This window comes from Mucilaginibacter sp. R-33 (assembly GCF_049949235.1).
Taxonomy (GTDB): Bacteria; Bacteroidota; Bacteroidia; order Sphingobacteriales; family Sphingobacteriaceae; genus Mucilaginibacter.
The window spans coordinates 5,731,483-5,746,439 of the sequence record NZ_CP188089.1 but is presented as its reverse complement, the minus strand read 5'-3'; the positions used below and the strand labels follow the sequence as shown (position 1 = coordinate 5,746,439).

Here is a 14,957-nt window from a genome sequence, read left to right as displayed (position 1 = left end):
CATATTGTCAAAATAATGTTTTATATGTGATAATCACCATTTAACTATGCAAATTTTTGGCGTAGGCCATAAAAATGCCTAACTTGCCATTTTCTATAATTTATTAATTTTTAATGCCATGACCGAGACATTAGACATCAAGATCAGCAGGACACCTGCTTCCCGTTTGCAGCAAACGGACTTTGACAACTTACCTTTTGGAAAAACTTTTTCTGACCACATGTTTGTGGCCGATTACGCGGACGGTGAATGGAAAAATCTCTCGGTCATTCCCTACGGCGAAATTGGTCTAAGCCCTGCAATTTCAGCACTTCATTACGGACAAGCGTTTTTTGAAGGACTGAAAGCCTATAAACATGCTGATGGAAAAATTACCGTTTTCCGCCCGGATAAAAATGCCATCCGTTTTAATAAATCGGCCGAGCGCCTTTGCATGCCTACTTTACCCGAAGAGATTTTTTTGCAAAGTATAGCTACTCTGGTTGACCTTGACCGCGATTGGGTTCCTTCAAAGCCAAACCATGCTTTGTATATCCGCCCGTTCATGTTCGCTACTGATCCGTACCTGGGGGTAACACCATCTTCAACTTATAAATATATGGTATTGATTGGCCCTGTTGGCCCGTACTTTTCAAAACCATTGCGTGTTAAAATTGAAACACACTACACCCGCGCTGCCGAAGGCGGTATGGGTTATGCCAAAGCTGCCGGTAACTACGGAAGCTCCATGCTGCCGGCCCGCAAAGCAACCGAAGAAGGTTTTGATCAACTGATCTGGACTGATGCCAAAGAGCATAAGTTTATTGAAGAAATGGGCGCTGCTAACGCGATGTTCCTGCTGGATGGTAAACTGATCACGGCCGAAGCAAAAGACACAATATTAGATGGTGTAACCCGCGATACCGTTATAGCCTTAGCCAAAGAGTGGGGTATCACTGTTGAAGAACGCAAAGTTTCTGTAGCCGAGATTGTTGAAGGTGCTAAAAATGGCAAACTTACCGATGCCTTTGGTGCCGGTACTGCCGCAACTATAGCTCCTGTAGCTTCAATCAGCTACGAAGGTCAGGAGTATTTCCTGAGCGATCCGAAAACACGCGAATTTTCGAACAAAGTATTTGATACACTGGATGCCATTAAATATGGTAATGTTCCGGATACCCACGGCTGGAACTACCTGGTTAGCGCATAAGCATTCCCAAGATAAGAACGAAAAACGCCCCGGAAAATCCGGGGCGTTTTTCGTTTTATGCTATATGTGTAGACTGAATGTCGGCAGGGGCATCCCTTTCACGTCATTGCGAGGTACGAAGCAATCGCGAACTATACAGGGTGGACCTGCTTGTTGGGGATTGCTTCGTACCTCGCAATGACGCTTATTTAATTTAAAAACTACACCCCGAAGCCGGTGTAATCCCTTCTCTATCCATCGTTAACGACGGTTTGCCTTTTTTGAAAGTCACTATCCAGATGCTGTCGAAATCACTATCGGGCCATTCCAGGTCTTTAACTTTCATACCTAAAGCTTTCAGTAAAGGTTTAATTTGATTATGTTCCCATACAATAAGGATGGTGCCTTTTTTTGAGGTAAGCTCTTTAGCAACGCCGTTATCATCCTCTTCTTCAAAATTACTATTGATAGAAAGGTTATATTTTGCAGCAAACGGCGAGATGGTTTGGAACATGCGCACCCTCGCGGTTGATTTACCCAGGTGCATTGCCGGCACATAAATATGATCGGGCAGGCCAAATTTGGCTTTTAAAACTTCGGGTAGTTTAAGCGAGCGGTTAAATCCGGCACACGAAAGGTTATCCCCAACATCGGGCTTTTCGGCATGGCGGATGATTACCAGTTTCAGGTTTTTGCCCTGGCCGCAGGCGGTCAGGCTTGCCCAACCGACTAATAAAAAAAATAAAAATGATCTTTTTAACATGTCGGTTGTTTTTAGTGTTTTATTCTACTGAAACTGTTAACCCTTCCTGCTGAAGGATCTTCCGGTAGATCTCCATTTCGGTAAAGGAGCCTTCCAGTACGGCGCATTTGCCTTCGTTATGTACTTTCCATGCTATCTTTTCGGCTTGGGGTTCAGAGTAATCCAGGTATTTCATCATGCAGTGGATCACGTGGTCAAAAGTGTTAAAATCATCGTTCCAGAGTATTAAACGATGCATCTCTTTAAGTCCTGCAAGTAACTCTTCGAGGGTAAATGTTTCTTCCTGTACTTCAGTTGGCATACGTAACTACAAATTTACTCAAAAACAATAATAAAAAAGTTAAAATCGTGTTCCATGGTCTTAAAAATCATGTTACATAAAACCCCTAAAAAACTTCACATGAAAAAAGCATCCCCGGCTTTTGTTTTAGCATTAACTGCACAACTTTTAACAGCTCACCATTCAGCGGCCCAAAGTACTAAAAACAGCTTACAGAGCCCACCCACTAATATTAACATTGATGGTAGCCTGAAAGACTGGGGCGACAGCCTGCGTTACTATAATGAAGAGAAGAAGCTGAACTACGTGCTGGCCAATGATAAGGATTACCTGTATGCCGCTATCCGCATTAGCGACAGGCTTGATAAAATGAAAGTGTTGAATGCAGGGATTACAATAAGCATTGATCCCAAAGGGAAAAAGAAAGATAGTTTTATGCTTACTTTTCCACTGGCAGCCCCGGATGAAAAGCCGGAGTTTGCCAAGCCAAAAGATGATAACGGCGAAATTACCCAGGCCGACCGTGACGAGCTGATGCGCGAGCGAATAACTAAGCTGCGATATATTAAGGTTGTTGGGTTTAAGGATATTGATGGCGATATGATCACCACATCAAACACCTACGGCATTAAAACAGCCATAAATTACGATGCCAATGGCGATTTGGTTTATGAAGCGGCCATACCCTTAAGCTTTTTCCACGCCGGTAACGATGCTTTTAAAAATGAGTGGGCTTTTAATTTTAAGATCAACGGTTTCCAGCGACCGGCAGGCACAGGTGGGGGCGAGCAAGACGGTGGCAGCTTTGGCGGCGGCGGTGGTCGCGGCGGACGAGGTGGAATGGGCGGAGGCGGCATGGGTGGCGGCCGTGGTGGAAGAGGCGGTCGTAATGGCATGGGCGGCGGTATGGGCCGTGGTGCAGCGGGCGGTGCAGGCGAAATGTCAAAATCCGTTGATTTTTGGGAGAAGTATTATTTGAGCAGTAAATAAGTTTGGTTGTCAACAATAAGCCCGAAAGGTTTAAACATTAGCATTGCTTAAATCTTCCGGACTTGCCGAATGAGGGCTTAATATTACTCCACCTTATACCTATAAACCTGCCTGCCTAAATTACCGTCGGCATCAATACCTTCAATTATTACACGATATGTACCTTTAGCATCGGCGTTAAAAAAGCTCAAGGACGTATTGCCATCCTTATCAGTTAATAAGCCTGGTGCCCAGTAAATGGTGCTGCGAAGGTCCTGCATTTGGGCATTGGTTTTAGGATCATCATATTTAGGCGAATAAAACTCGCGCGCTTTATAATATCCCCTAGGGGCATAAGTAACAATGCCCGGAGCATATCTATTATAAACACTTTCGCCGCCGCGTTTGGTTGTGATAATCAACAGGCCGCCAGCTCCCCTTGATCCGTAAATCGCGGTATTGCCAATGCTGCGTAAAACTTCAATAGTGGCAATATCATTTACATTTAAGTTATCCAGGAAATCGCTTCCTACATAGGTTCCATCAAGTACAATTTGCATGGGAGTTCCCGGGCTGCGGGTTGAATAAGGCGTACCGTTACGAAAAATCACACCGGTTAATCTGCCTTGTAAAATTTGGGATAGCATTCCACCCCCGTACATCAGATTTTTGCTGGTAAGTGTTTGATCTGCATTGCCGGGTCCATTAAGGTTAGAAGAGTTTTTAAATGGGTTTTCCCGCTTTTCGCGGATCACTACTTCCTTTAATACGATAGTGTGGTTGCCAATACCGTATTTTACCTGCTCGTCATAAAGCTTTTTACTGTTTAAAAGGTAGGCCGATGCGCCATCGTTGATGTTGACCTGGATATCGGGTGCGTTTTTATTTGGGCCAACAGATTGCGGAGTTACATTATCAAGGGTGATGTCGAGATTTTTGCGGTCTTTAGCAGTGCGCGCCTGAATCACAAACTTGATACTATCCCTAAAAACAAGGTCTTTAAAAGTAAACTTACCTTCGGCATCAGCCACGGTATCAATAATAAAAGTACCTCCCGATGTTGAAAACAGGGTAACCTTGCCATTAGGTACAGGCTTGCCGCCAAAAGTTTTAAGGTGTCCTGTTACCTCCAGTGATTTTTCAGGCTTGAAGACTATTGGGGTAAATTTATCAGCAAGCAGTTGTTTCCATTCAAAGCGATGGTAGCCCTGGGTAAGCATCAGTGCGTCAAGGTTGGCTTTGGTTTCGTTACTTACATTAGTAAAGTAATAGTTCGGTTTTTCAATATACCCTTTCAGGTCGGAGGTGAGCAGCAGTGTTGAAAATATAGAACTTTCATTTGCTTCATCAGTGTTAACTTTTGATTCATCAATAACGGATGCTGAAAAGCTGCCGACGACGGGCTTATCCTCACTGTTTTTAGCGTTGAGGTTTATGGTCACTTTTTCGCGGGGTTTATAGTTCTGTTTTTCGGAAGTAACAGCTAGCTTAAGCTGATCGGGGTTTTGAACAAAGATAAGACGCTCATTCAGCGGTTCGCCAGTTGCCGAAAACAGCGTGAACTGTACAATGCCTGATGGGAATTTATTTTTAGGGATGGCAGCCGAAAAGGATGTTGCCCCATCCTTACTTTTGCCTGCATAACAAAGCTCGCCGCCAGATTGCGCTATCAGCGTTAAACCCGATAATGAAGCTGTGCCGTTACCGGTGCTTTTACCAGGAATGATGGATACGAACACCTTATCGTCGCGCATGCTGTTAACGCTTAATACATAGCCGTTATCAACGGCTTTGGGCAAATCAAAAATACCTTCAGAGCCATCGGCATAAGTGATGTGCGCTTTATAGTTTTTACCACTTTCAGGCTCAAAGGTTATAGTACCCATGCCAAAATGACTCTCGCCCAATTGCGCAACCTGGTTGTTTTGATCATCGGCAATAAAGCCTTTAATATCAACCCCTAACCCGTCGGCGCCAACGGCTTTAAAAGCTACTTTTTCAAAAACACCATTAATTAAATTTCCGCTCTCCGGGAAAAACTGAACATCAACCTTATTTGATAGCGTTTTTATAGGTACGGCTTTGGCTATGGTATGCTTTTCATCAAGCTTCACTTCGGTATTGATATGGCCGGATGCTATTGAAACTGCCTGATTAGTAGTAAAACCGGCTGTTAGGTTGCCTTTATCGTCGGTTATGCCTTTACCCCTTGTGATGGATTTTCCATTTATTTCAATCTCGTAATTTACCGGCTTATTAACGTAGGCTACACCATTCAGGTCGGTATAGGTAATTACGGCAGTTACCTTTTGTTTACCATTTAAGGTACTGTAGGTATAGGCTGTTTTGGTGAAAACCTTGTTGCTGATGCCATTTACCACAGTGATGGTTTTATTAAAGAAATAGGCTTCGCCTTCGTTTCGCATCCAGTTGGTATAAGCGCGGATGCGGTAATTTCCTTCAGTCATACTATCGGCCAAAGCAAAATCGCCCGCGGCCAGGCCAGCTGTTAACGGCAGTTTAAGGCTGCGTTTTACCGAATCGTTATCATCAATAAGGTCAACATTCAGGGTTTCGCTATAAGCCGAAAGCTTATGCTCACTGCCTATAGTAACATAGGCTTTAAACCAGATATCCTCGCCAATGGCATAATAGGGCTTATCAAAGTGCAGGTAAACTTTTTCCTGCGGATGCTCGGTGCGCCATTTATCAAGCTGGGCAATGATTTTTGTTACCAGTTCATCATCGGGTTTTATAAAAGCTAAGGTAGCACCGGCAATTAAGGTGATCAGGATTCCAACCGATAGGCGTTTTAGGTTCATAGAAAGATAAATCTTGAACTACCAAGATACGCAAAAAAAGTACCAAGTCATATTAAGTCTGAAGTTCGAAGTCTTTGGTCAAAAGTTTGACTTATATTTTCTACTTGGTACTTAAGGCTACCGACTTGAGACTCCCGACTTAAGACTTGTGGCTTAAACCTACCACTTATTCTTCCACATCATGCTTTCAACAGGGCGTGTAGTAGGATTGTTGTATTTGGCGTTGGCTTTGCTGTTGTACAGCGTTTCGATCTCGCCTTCAACTACAAAATAAATAAGCTGGCCAATGGGCATGCCGGCGTAAATGCGCACCGGCTGGGCACATGAAATTTCAAGTGTCCAGGTATTGCAGAAACCAACATCACCTTTACCCGCTGTTGCGTGAATGTCGATACCTAAACGTCCGGTGCTTGATTTGCCTTCCAAAAATGGAACATGCCGGTGTGTTTCGGTGTACTCCATCGTTACGCCCAGGTAAAGGGTATTGGGCTGAAGCACAAAACCATCCTTCGGAATTTCAAAGCCATCTATCTCATTATGAACTTTGGCATCAAGCACTCGGCTACGGTAAGTAGCTAAATATTTGCCCAAATGAACGTCGTACGAGTTAGTGCCCAGGTATTCGCGGTTAAATGGTTCAATAATAATATGGCCTTGTTCAATTTCTTCGAGGATGCGCTTATCAGATAGTATCATACAGGCAGGTTATTGCTGGCGCTAAATTATGAAAATTAGCCTAATCGGCGCCGGCTTTTATAAACAATATTGGCAGGCAAAAGGCGTTCAGATAGCGCAGAAACAACTCATAAACCTGATATGGTTCAGCTGATTACGAATATGTAGCTGCGCTGATATTATTTAATTTTTTTTGACATATGTTTGCAACCTATTTTGCAATTTTACTTTTATGGCGATAGCATACAGGCAGCGTATTGATGATGACACCGAGTTTGCACTCTGGCGTATCGAGGAGGAGGCTACAGACCTGTACAGCCAATTGCAACTTGATCAGCAGGAAAAGGATTTTGTAGAAAGCCTGAGCAATGGCAAGCGGCACCTGCACTGGCTGGGGACCCGCGTGCTGTTGCGTAAAATGCTCCGTACCGATGAGTATATTGACTGTAAAGTTGATGAGCATGGCAAGCCTTACCTGGTAAACCTCCCTTACCATATCTCCTTGAGTCATTCGTTTGATTATGCCGCTGTGATGATCAGCAAAACCTACAAGGTTGGAATTGATATAGAGCAGATTAAGCAAAAAGTTGAGCGTATCGCCAACAAGTTTATGCGTAAGGAAGAGCTGAAATTTATAAATGGCCCGCAAAAAATTGAGCAATTATATGTTTGTTGGTGCGCCAAGGAAGCTGTTTATAAGTGCAACGGGCAAAAAGAGGTTTCGTTTGCCGATAACATTTTTTTGGAGCCTTTTCAGTTTGAGCATCATGGCGTAGTGAATGCGCAATTGAATAAAAAAGATATCACCATTGATTATACCGTGGGCTATCTGCAATATGAAGATTATATGATAGGCTACGTAAAGGGCGAATGATGAAAAACAAGAAAGTATTTTTTCAGGATTGGGGCCTGGTTGATTACCAGCAGGCCTGGGATAAACAGGAAACCCTTTTTAGTGAAACGGTTAAAACTAAAATAGACAACCGTAACCGCGAAACGGCTTATGAAGCCGCTGCTAAAAATACCGGGACTGCGGTAGCTTATGATACTATTGAAGCCGATGAAACTTTCAACTACCTGGTTTTTTGTGAACACCCACATGTATATACCCTGGGTAAAAGCGGCAAGCCCGAGCATCTATTGTTAGATGAGGCAGGCTTGAAAGAAAAGCAGGCTGTTTATTACCCGATAAACAGGGGCGGTGATATTACCTACCATGGGCCGGGGCAAATTGTGTCATACCCGATACTCGACCTTGATAATTTTTTTACTGATATACACCTGTACCTGCGTACGCTGGAAGAAGCAGTGATCCTTACCCTCGCCGATTTTGGCTTGCAGGCCGGTCGCTATGAAGGTTATACCGGCGTGTGGTTTGATGCCGATAATGACAAAGCCCGTAAAATATGCGCCATGGGTGTACGCTGCAGTCGCTGGGTTACTATGCACGGCCTCGCCCTTAACGTAAATACCGATCTGAGCTATTTTAAAAACATAGTGCCCTGCGGTATTGACGATAAGGCTGTTACCTCCATGCAGCAGGAACTTGGGTATGAGGTTGATATTAATGAAGTAAAAAAAATCCTTAAACATCATATTTCCGTACTTTTTGGTATGGAGATATTATAATGAAGGGAATAATTTTCAGTTTACTCACAGCAATTACATTATCGGCCTGTGCAGGCAAAAACACACCGGCGCCGGTTAGCTATAATCCCCCGTCAAAACCAGTTACCGTGATACAGGATACCCTAACATACCTTGCCCTCGGCGATTCATATACCATAGGCCAGTCTGTGCCCCCTGAACAGGCATTTCCTAATCAACTGGCTAACCAGTTACGAGGCCTCAAAGTAAATACGCCAACCATCATTGCCCGCACCGGCTGGACAACCGATCAACTCATTGAAGCTATTCAGAAAAGCAATATCAAAAGCAATACTTATGATTTAGTCACGCTGCTGATAGGTGTAAATGATCAATATGATGGCTTAAGCCAGGAAAATTATCGCATTAAGTTTGAACAGGTTTTAAATACGGCCGTTAAATTTGCTGGCGGTATCAGGGATCATGTGTTTGTGCTGTCTATACCCGATTATGGCGTTACTCCTTTTGCTCATGGCAACGATGCCGTAATAGGCCCTGAGATAGATCAGTTCAATGATATTAACCGTAAAATAAGTGGCAATGCCAAAGTTAATTATGTCGAGATAACAGGCATCTCCAAATTGGCGGCAAATGACCTTTCCTTGCTGGCCAGTGACGGTTTGCATCCATCAGGTAAAATGTATGGGATGTGGGTTGATAAATTGAAAGTAGACGTAGGCGCTGTTTTTATAAAGAAGTAAATTGAAAATAAGATTTGTTTTTACATGACAATTGTCGTAAATTTATGGTCAATTTACAATAAAGGCCATGAGCGCACCAAAGCCATATAAATTTCTTGAAGACGATGAGGTTAATTTAACCTTCATGGTAAGGGAGGGCATATCATTTCCTTATCTTACCAAATTATCAAATCATATCCATTTTAATATTGATGACTGGGCTTCGTACCTTCATCTTTCCGAGCGTACAATTCAACGTTATAAAAAAGAAAACAAAACCTTTGATCCCATATATTCTGAAAAGATAATCATGATTGAATTACTTTATAAAAAGGGTATTGAGGTTTTTGGCGATGAAAATAAGTTTTACGCCTGGATGGATTATAAAAGCATTCCCCTGGGCGGGGTAAAGCCTAAAGAGCTTTTGGATACAGTTTTTGGTATTAACATGATTCGCGATGAGTTGGGGCGCATTGAACACGGCATACTTGCATGATCGTTTATCGTTTAAGTAAACAAGCTTACATTAAAGACTTAAGCGGCAGGGGAGCTGAACTAAACGGCGGGCGCTGGAACAGTAAAGGAACCGCCGTGGTTTATACCTCTTCGTCACGCGCTTTGGCTGTACTCGAAGTTGCCGTACATACACCGCTTGGACTTATGCCTTCTGATTATTTTATGGCGACGATTGAGCTGCCTGATAATGCAGAGATTTTCAAGCCTGGCACTGCTCAGTTACCCGAAAAGTGGAATAGTAACCCCCTGATCAAAGCAACACAGCAAATTGGGGACAGCTTTGTGAAAGCCAACAAATATTTAGCGCTCCAGGTACCATCGGCCACTGTTGCGGGCGATTTCAACTACCTGCTCAACCCTCTACACCCCGATTTTAAAGCCGTAAAAATTATTAATACCGAATTTTTTGAATTTGATTCAAGACTGTTTAAGAAGTAAGCAATTAACACTCGGGCAAACTAATCGGGATGTTGATTGCCAATCCGCCATCACTTGTTTCCTTGTATTTCGAGTTCATGTCGAGCGCGGTTTGCCACATCGTTTTCACTACGGCATCAAGGCTTACCTTTGCTTTTTCGGGATTGCTTTGCAGCGCTAATTGAGATGCTGTTATTGCCTTAATGGCCCCCATAGTATTCCGTTCAATGCAGGGGACCTGTACCAACCCGCCGATAGGATCGCAGGTGAGGCCGAGGTGATGTTCCATGGCTATTTCGGCAGCCATGAGCACCTGGCGCTGGGTACCGCCCATACATTCGGTCAAAGCAGCAGCAGCCATGGCCGATGATACGCCTATTTCGGCCTGGCAGCCACCCATAGCTGCCGATATGGTAGCGCCTTTTTTAAAGATACTTCCAATCTCGCTTGCTGTAAATAAAAAGTTGACGATCTTTTGCTCGGTATTGCCATCGCAAAAAGCAATATAATATTGGAGCACTGCAGGAATAACGCCTGCGGCGCCGTTTGTTGGCGCGGTTACCACACGGCCAAATGAGGCATTTTCTTCGTTAACAGCCAAGGCAAAACAGCTTACCCAATCTAAAGTATTTTTAAAGCTGTCGCCGGTATTCCTGATGGCCGCAACCCATTCATCATAATTGCTGTATTTATTATTCCCGATGAGCCTTGCGTTTAATTTTGCGGCGCGCCTTGCAACGTTTAATCCGCCGGGCAACTGACCGGTGGTATGACACCCCCGGTAAATGCACTCTTTTAATGCTCTGAAAATATTTAATGCGCCTGTGCGTGTTTCCTGCTCGCTGCGCCAGGCCAGTTCGTTTTCGGCCACGACTTCCGAAATCCGAAGACCCGTTTTGATACACCAGTGCAGCAGATCGGCTGCGGTATCAATAGGGAAGGGAAGGTCAACCTCCGCTTTTGAGTGCCCTGAAGCACCTTCTTTCACGACAAAACCACCTCCTATCGAGTAGTATGTTTCAGAAATTGCCTTTCCGGTACTTAAAAATGCCTGGAAAGTTACCGCGTTTGGATGATAAGGTAAGCTTTCGTTAAAAAGGAACAGCAGGTCATCCTCAGCATAAAAACTTAATGGTAAAATACCACCGATGATCAGTTGATGCGAACTTTTGATCTGTTCAATTTTAGGCGTTACCTGGTCAACCTCAAAAGTAACCGGATCATCGCCGCTTAAGCCTAATAATATAGCTATATCGGTACCGTGCCCATGACCTGTTTTGGCTAATGAGCCATATAATAAGATCTTAACCTGCTGCACCATCGGCAGTACCCCCTGTTGCTCAAGCGACTGCACAAACTGCTGCGCGGCACGCCAGGGGCCAAGCGTATGCGAGCTCGACGGGCCAATGCCTATCTTAAACATATCAAAAACCGAAATCTGTTCTCTTTGCATCAAGTCAAAATTAAGGATAAATTATAATTACAGGTTCTATAATAAATACGTTCTCTTTAATTTTTATTTAAAAAAATTTATATTTTGCAATAAGTTATATAAACAAAAACCTCAACTTAAACACTTAAAATGGAAAATTACCCTTCGCCCGGATTGGGCAGCATTCCCACTGTAGTCATTGTAATTTATTTGGCTATATTTATTTTAACAGCAGCAGCAGCCTGGAAAGTATTTGTGAAAGCCGGCAAACCCGGATGGGCCGTCCTGATACCCATTTATAACTACATTGTTCTTTGTGAAATAGTAGGTAAACCTATCTGGTGGTTCCTTTTAATGATTTGCCCTTGTATCAATTTTATATTTGTAATATGGGTGGCTAATTTGGTAAGTAAAAGTTTTGGCAAAAGCGAAGGTTTTACTGTTGGCCTTATATTGTTACACCCTATTTTTATTATGATTTTAGGTTTTGGAGATGCCGTATATTTAGGCCCATCAGCCAAAGAAGCCAATATGAACAATCGTTTTGGCTCCGGCGATTACCAAAAACCTTTTGATCCGCAAGCATAATTATTATGCATTGTTATAATTTATTTTGCAGCCATTTGATATTCATTCAATGGCTGCAAAATCATTTAATACCCTGTCCTTTTAAGAAATTCACCGGCTATGATTGTCCGGGTTGCGGCTTTCAGCGTTCTGTTATTGCCTTATTGAAAGGTCATATGCATGATAGCTTACAGTTATACCCTGCTACCATTCCCCTGCTCGTTACTTTTGTTTTTGTATTGCTTGATGGCCGGTTAAAATTTGATAAAAAGCACATCGCAAAAAAAACGCTTTACCTGATAACCGGGAACATCATACTGATCGCGTACTTATATAAATTATATAATCTTTAAAAAAGCCCGGTTTAAACGCCCATACGCGCAACCACGTGGCTGTAATCTTTAATTACAGTTAACAAAAAGTCATACTCATTCATTCCCTGCGGAATATCGGCATGAATATATTCCTTAACACGCACAGCCATATCATATACTATTTGGCTGTTACCTGTACTTTTAAAATTACTTATTACTTCATGTATCAACGTAATGTCTGAATCTCTTAAATCAGCTACGTTACTAAATGTGGGTTCGTATTCATCATCCTGGTAAGCAAAAACCAGGTCGCCTAATTGGGCTTTGGGTGTGGTTTTTATGACCGTTGTGCCGGCAACTATATCGCCAATGCGTTGTTTTTTTTCGGATACTGCTACAGATATCAGCGCCCCTATCCCAAAAGTAATCCCAAAGTCAACAAGCCTGAATACCCAGCGAAGCAAAAACTGCCCAAATGATGGCCGTGAACCATTGATGCTTACTACCTTGATTTTTACCGCGTATTTGCCAATAGTTTGGCCGTTAAAAAATACTTCGGCAACGAGATCGTAAAAAACAGCTGCAAGCGAATATATTATAGCTATTACTATTAATACTGCAGGAATGCTATCGCCTTTAAAGTTTTGTATTGTTGTTAAAAAAAAGAAGATAATTATAAAGTAACAAATATATCCTATTCCCATAAAAACGCCCATATCAACAATACGCGCCAAAACGCGTTCGCCTAAACCTGCTACTTCATAATCAATTTCAATATTTTGTGAAGTGTGTATCTTTACTGTTTGCATGCAATAAATATAATTAACAATTTAATTCTTTATATCTCAACATCAAATATTGTTATTATTTTAACAAAAAATTACTGAGCCTTTCACATGCGTGAGCCATTATTTATAAAACAGAACTCGGCCAAATGGAAAAGTTATGAAACTGAGCCTGCAAAAGACCCTGATGAACTTGCCGAGCGATTCATAATCGTTACCGACGATCTGGCCTATTCAAAAACATTTTACCCAAAGTCAAAAACCACTTTGTATTTGAATGGGTTAGCAGCAGGCTTCCATCAATCTATTTATAAAAACAAGAAGGAAAAAGCTAACCGGTTTGTGTTTTTTTGGAAAACGGAATTACCGTTGCTATTTAAACAGTATCAAAGGCAAATATTGTATTCGTTTATTTTTTTCATAACCTTTTTTTTAATTGGCATTATATCAGCCAAATATGACCGCACCTTCATCAGGTTTGTTCTTTCGGATGATTATGTGAACATGACTAATGAAAATATCAGTAAGGGCGATCCATTTGGTGTTTTTAAAAGTCAGAATGAATTTGTGATGTTTTGGATGATTGCGAAGAATAACCTCACGGTAACCGCAATCACTTTTGTATTGGGTATCACCTTATCGGCCGGAACGGTGATCAATTTATTCCGTAACGGGCTCATGGTTGGCTGTTTTCAATATTTGTTCATTAGCAAAGGTCTGGGTATACAGTCGGTTTTGGTGATTTGGATTCACGGTACGCTCGAGATATCAACTATTATTCTGGCCGGTGCAGCCGGGCTTATAATTGGCAATAGCCTGTTATTCCCTAAAACGTTTAGCCGTATGGTATCGTTAAAAAAAGGCGCACTTAACGGACTTAAGATTATGCTTGGAATATCGCCAATTGTGGTGACCGCCGCTGTTTTTGAAAGCTTCATCACACGCCATACAGAAATGCCGGTATGGCTCAGTAGCTTGATTTTGGGAGGTTCTTTTTTATTTATAATTTGGTATGTTGTAGTTTATCCTGCGTACCTGTCACACCGTTTAAAAATTGTTGAAATCGCAAATGAAGGAGAATATTGAGTTAAGTAAAACACGTGAGTTTGGAGATATCATCAGCGATACTTTTGTTATTGTACGGCAAAATTTTAAACCGCTATTTAAATCATACCTTGCAATATGTGGTATGTTTTTGTTAACCAGCACTTTGTTAACCATACTATCTAATTTCCAGCATACACAGGAGGGCGAGTATTCGGCGTTTTCATTTTGGGGAATAGCAAAAATCCTTTTTGAGCAGGTTAACTATTCGGCTTTAGTGTTAACGGCGATAAGCTATCTGGCAGTATACCAGCAAAAGGAAAACCAGCCACCTACCACGCTTGAAGTTTGGGCTTATTTTAAATATTATTTTTTCAGGGTGCTGGGTACCCAGATTTTATTGAGTATTGCCCTGGTTATCGCGTTTTTCTTTTGCTTTTTCCCTTCGGTATACCTTGCTCCCATTTTTGGGTTAGTTACTCCAATAATGATTATAGAGAACGGGAGTGTCGAATTTGCGATAAGAAAATCATTCAAAATCATTAAAGAGAACTGGTGGTTTACATTCGGGGTTATATTACTGATGTCAATTATTGTTTTAGCAACGGTAATGGCATTGTTTATCCCGGCAATGATATTTTATGGTGGCAGCCAATGGCTAACAGGCACCTATTATAACACCACATATGCGATAGTTGAGGCTATTATTGAGCATGCTTGCCAGTTTTTGTGGTTGCTGCCCGTTATATCAATTACATTGGTTTATTTTAGCTTAACTGAACATAAGGAAGCAAACAATCTTGTAAACAGGATCAAATCATTTGGTAAAAATGATCCCGCTGCTGATCAGTTTTCAACAGAGCAATACTAACCGGCTT

General features: G+C 42.1%; 17 protein-coding genes. 11 read left to right on the top strand and 6 right to left on the bottom strand.

What is annotated here, in order from left to right:
* The first annotated feature begins 118 nt into the window (after nucleotides 1–118).
* On the top strand, nucleotides 119–1,189 hold the full coding sequence (locus tag ACP26M_RS23865; protein WP_426583848.1) for a branched-chain amino acid aminotransferase: 1,071 nt from the start codon (nucleotides 119–121) through the stop codon (nucleotides 1,187–1,189).
* A 193-nt stretch (nucleotides 1,190–1,382) separates the two neighbouring features.
* On the opposite strand, the gene ACP26M_RS23860 is transcribed toward ACP26M_RS23865, so the two are convergent.
* On the bottom strand, nucleotides 1,383–1,931 hold the full coding sequence (locus tag ACP26M_RS23860; RefSeq protein WP_426583846.1) for a histidine phosphatase family protein: 549 nt from the start codon (nucleotides 1,929–1,931) through the stop codon (nucleotides 1,383–1,385).
* 19 nt (nucleotides 1,932–1,950) lie between these two features.
* Entirely contained in the window at nucleotides 1,951–2,232 is a 282-nt protein-coding gene (locus ACP26M_RS23855; protein WP_090530789.1) for an ATP-dependent Clp protease adaptor ClpS, read from the bottom strand.
* Nucleotides 2,233–2,331: 99 nt separating this feature from the next.
* On the opposite strand from ACP26M_RS23855, the gene ACP26M_RS23850 reads away from it, so the two are divergent.
* On the top strand, nucleotides 2,332–3,201 hold the full coding sequence (locus tag ACP26M_RS23850) for a hypothetical protein (RefSeq protein WP_426583844.1): 870 nt from the start codon (nucleotides 2,332–2,334) through the stop codon (nucleotides 3,199–3,201).
* 83 nt (nucleotides 3,202–3,284) lie between these two features.
* Here the strand turns inward: ACP26M_RS23850 and ACP26M_RS23845 are convergent, their stop codons facing one another.
* Nucleotides 3,285–6,002, bottom strand: a complete 2,718-nt coding sequence (locus ACP26M_RS23845) for a TonB-dependent receptor plug domain-containing protein (protein ID WP_426583842.1) — start codon at nucleotides 6,000–6,002, stop codon at nucleotides 3,285–3,287.
* Between the two features lie 159 nt (nucleotides 6,003–6,161).
* Nucleotides 6,162–6,698, bottom strand: a complete 537-nt coding sequence (gene dcd, locus ACP26M_RS23840) for a dCTP deaminase (RefSeq protein WP_090530796.1) — start codon at nucleotides 6,696–6,698, stop codon at nucleotides 6,162–6,164.
* Between the two features lie 211 nt (nucleotides 6,699–6,909).
* Between dcd and ACP26M_RS23835 the strand changes: the two genes are divergently transcribed.
* The 5 genes from ACP26M_RS23835 to ACP26M_RS23815 all read left to right on the top strand — a co-directional run bounded on the left by ACP26M_RS23835 (nucleotide 6,910) and on the right by ACP26M_RS23815 (nucleotide 9,958).
* Nucleotides 6,910–7,551, top strand: coding sequence for a 4'-phosphopantetheinyl transferase family protein (locus ACP26M_RS23835; RefSeq protein ID WP_426583839.1), 642 nt, complete (start codon nucleotides 6,910–6,912; stop codon nucleotides 7,549–7,551).
* Nucleotides 7,548–8,306 carry a lipoyl(octanoyl) transferase LipB gene (lipB, locus tag ACP26M_RS23830; protein WP_426583837.1) on the top strand — a complete coding sequence of 253 codons (759 nt, stop codon included), beginning with the start codon at nucleotides 7,548–7,550 and terminating at the stop codon, nucleotides 8,304–8,306. Before ACP26M_RS23835 ends, lipB begins: the two co-directional genes overlap by 4 nt.
* A complete protein-coding gene (locus ACP26M_RS23825) occupies nucleotides 8,306–9,025 on the top strand; it encodes an SGNH/GDSL hydrolase family protein (protein ID WP_426583835.1) in 720 nt (239 codons plus the stop codon). The genes lipB and ACP26M_RS23825 overlap by 1 nt, the downstream gene beginning before the upstream one ends.
* A 67-nt stretch (nucleotides 9,026–9,092) precedes the next feature.
* Nucleotides 9,093–9,500, top strand: coding sequence for a type II RES/Xre toxin-antitoxin system antitoxin (gene parS, locus ACP26M_RS23820; protein WP_426583833.1), 408 nt, complete (start codon nucleotides 9,093–9,095; stop codon nucleotides 9,498–9,500).
* The gene (locus tag ACP26M_RS23815) at nucleotides 9,497–9,958 is read left to right on the top strand and encodes an RES family NAD+ phosphorylase (protein ID WP_426583831.1); all 462 of its coding nucleotides are present in this window, start codon (nucleotides 9,497–9,499) and stop codon (nucleotides 9,956–9,958) included. Before parS ends, ACP26M_RS23815 begins: the two co-directional genes overlap by 4 nt.
* Before the next feature lie 4 nt (nucleotides 9,959–9,962).
* Here the strand turns inward: ACP26M_RS23815 and ACP26M_RS23810 are convergent, their stop codons facing one another.
* The gene (locus tag ACP26M_RS23810) at nucleotides 9,963–11,390 is read right to left on the bottom strand and encodes an L-serine ammonia-lyase (RefSeq protein ID WP_426583829.1); all 1,428 of its coding nucleotides are present in this window, start codon (nucleotides 11,388–11,390) and stop codon (nucleotides 9,963–9,965) included.
* Between the two features lie 129 nt (nucleotides 11,391–11,519).
* Here ACP26M_RS23810 and ACP26M_RS23805 point away from each other — a divergent pair, with 129 nt between their 5' ends.
* Together ACP26M_RS23805 and ACP26M_RS23800 are read left to right on the top strand one after the other, a co-directional pair.
* The gene (locus ACP26M_RS23805) at nucleotides 11,520–11,957 is read left to right on the top strand and encodes a DUF5684 domain-containing protein (RefSeq protein WP_426583827.1); all 438 of its coding nucleotides are present in this window, start codon (nucleotides 11,520–11,522) and stop codon (nucleotides 11,955–11,957) included.
* A gap of 5 nt (nucleotides 11,958–11,962) precedes the next feature.
* Entirely contained in the window at nucleotides 11,963–12,289 is a 327-nt protein-coding gene (locus tag ACP26M_RS23800; protein WP_112657122.1) for a DUF2752 domain-containing protein, read from the top strand.
* A gap of 11 nt (nucleotides 12,290–12,300) precedes the next feature.
* On the opposite strand, the gene ACP26M_RS23795 is transcribed toward ACP26M_RS23800, so the two are convergent.
* On the bottom strand, nucleotides 12,301–13,059 hold the full coding sequence (locus ACP26M_RS23795; protein WP_426583825.1) for an RDD family protein: 759 nt from the start codon (nucleotides 13,057–13,059) through the stop codon (nucleotides 12,301–12,303).
* 87 nt (nucleotides 13,060–13,146) lie between these two features.
* Here ACP26M_RS23795 and ACP26M_RS23790 point away from each other — a divergent pair, with 87 nt between their 5' ends.
* Both ACP26M_RS23790 and ACP26M_RS23785 read left to right on the top strand, forming a co-directional pair.
* Complete coding sequence (locus tag ACP26M_RS23790) at nucleotides 13,147–14,121, top strand: stage II sporulation protein M (protein ID WP_112657126.1); 975 nt, start codon at nucleotides 13,147–13,149, stop codon at nucleotides 14,119–14,121.
* Nucleotides 14,105–14,950 carry a hypothetical protein gene (locus ACP26M_RS23785; protein WP_426583823.1) on the top strand — a complete coding sequence of 282 codons (846 nt, stop codon included), beginning with the start codon at nucleotides 14,105–14,107 and terminating at the stop codon, nucleotides 14,948–14,950. The genes ACP26M_RS23790 and ACP26M_RS23785 overlap by 17 nt, the downstream gene beginning before the upstream one ends.
* Nucleotides 14,951–14,957 lie beyond the last annotated feature (7 nt).

Bases quoted from the DNA above. Each gene is read 5' to 3' on its own strand.
- ACP26M_RS23790 (WP_112657126.1), top strand. From the start codon at position 13,147: ATGCGTGAGCCATTATTTATAAAACAGAACTCGGCCAAATGGAAAAGT.
- ACP26M_RS23825 (WP_426583835.1), top strand. From the start codon at position 8,306: ATGAAGGGAATAATTTTCAGTTTACTCACAGCAATTACATTATCGGCC.
- ACP26M_RS23805 (WP_426583827.1), top strand. From the start codon at position 11,520: ATGGAAAATTACCCTTCGCCCGGATTGGGCAGCATTCCCACTGTAGTC.
- ACP26M_RS23860 (WP_426583846.1), bottom strand. From the start codon at position 1,931: ATGTTAAAAAGATCATTTTTATTTTTTTTATTAGTCGGTTGGGCAAGC.
- ACP26M_RS23865 (WP_426583848.1), top strand. From the start codon at position 119: ATGACCGAGACATTAGACATCAAGATCAGCAGGACACCTGCTTCCCGT.
- ACP26M_RS23845 (WP_426583842.1), bottom strand. From the start codon at position 6,002: ATGAACCTAAAACGCCTATCGGTTGGAATCCTGATCACCTTAATTGCC.
- dcd (WP_090530796.1), bottom strand. From the start codon at position 6,698: ATGATACTATCTGATAAGCGCATCCTCGAAGAAATTGAACAAGGCCAT.
- ACP26M_RS23795 (WP_426583825.1), bottom strand. From the start codon at position 13,059: ATGCAAACAGTAAAGATACACACTTCACAAAATATTGAAATTGATTAT.
- ACP26M_RS23810 (WP_426583829.1), bottom strand. From the start codon at position 11,390: ATGCAAAGAGAACAGATTTCGGTTTTTGATATGTTTAAGATAGGCATT.
- ACP26M_RS23785 (WP_426583823.1), top strand. From the start codon at position 14,105: ATGAAGGAGAATATTGAGTTAAGTAAAACACGTGAGTTTGGAGATATC.
- parS (WP_426583833.1), top strand. From the start codon at position 9,093: ATGAGCGCACCAAAGCCATATAAATTTCTTGAAGACGATGAGGTTAAT.
- ACP26M_RS23800 (WP_112657122.1), top strand. From the start codon at position 11,963: ATGCATTGTTATAATTTATTTTGCAGCCATTTGATATTCATTCAATGG.
- ACP26M_RS23855 (WP_090530789.1), bottom strand. From the start codon at position 2,232: ATGCCAACTGAAGTACAGGAAGAAACATTTACCCTCGAAGAGTTACTT.
- lipB (WP_426583837.1), top strand. From the start codon at position 7,548: ATGATGAAAAACAAGAAAGTATTTTTTCAGGATTGGGGCCTGGTTGAT.
- ACP26M_RS23835 (WP_426583839.1), top strand. From the start codon at position 6,910: ATGGCGATAGCATACAGGCAGCGTATTGATGATGACACCGAGTTTGCA.
- ACP26M_RS23850 (WP_426583844.1), top strand. From the start codon at position 2,332: ATGAAAAAAGCATCCCCGGCTTTTGTTTTAGCATTAACTGCACAACTT.
- ACP26M_RS23815 (WP_426583831.1), top strand. From the start codon at position 9,497: ATGATCGTTTATCGTTTAAGTAAACAAGCTTACATTAAAGACTTAAGC.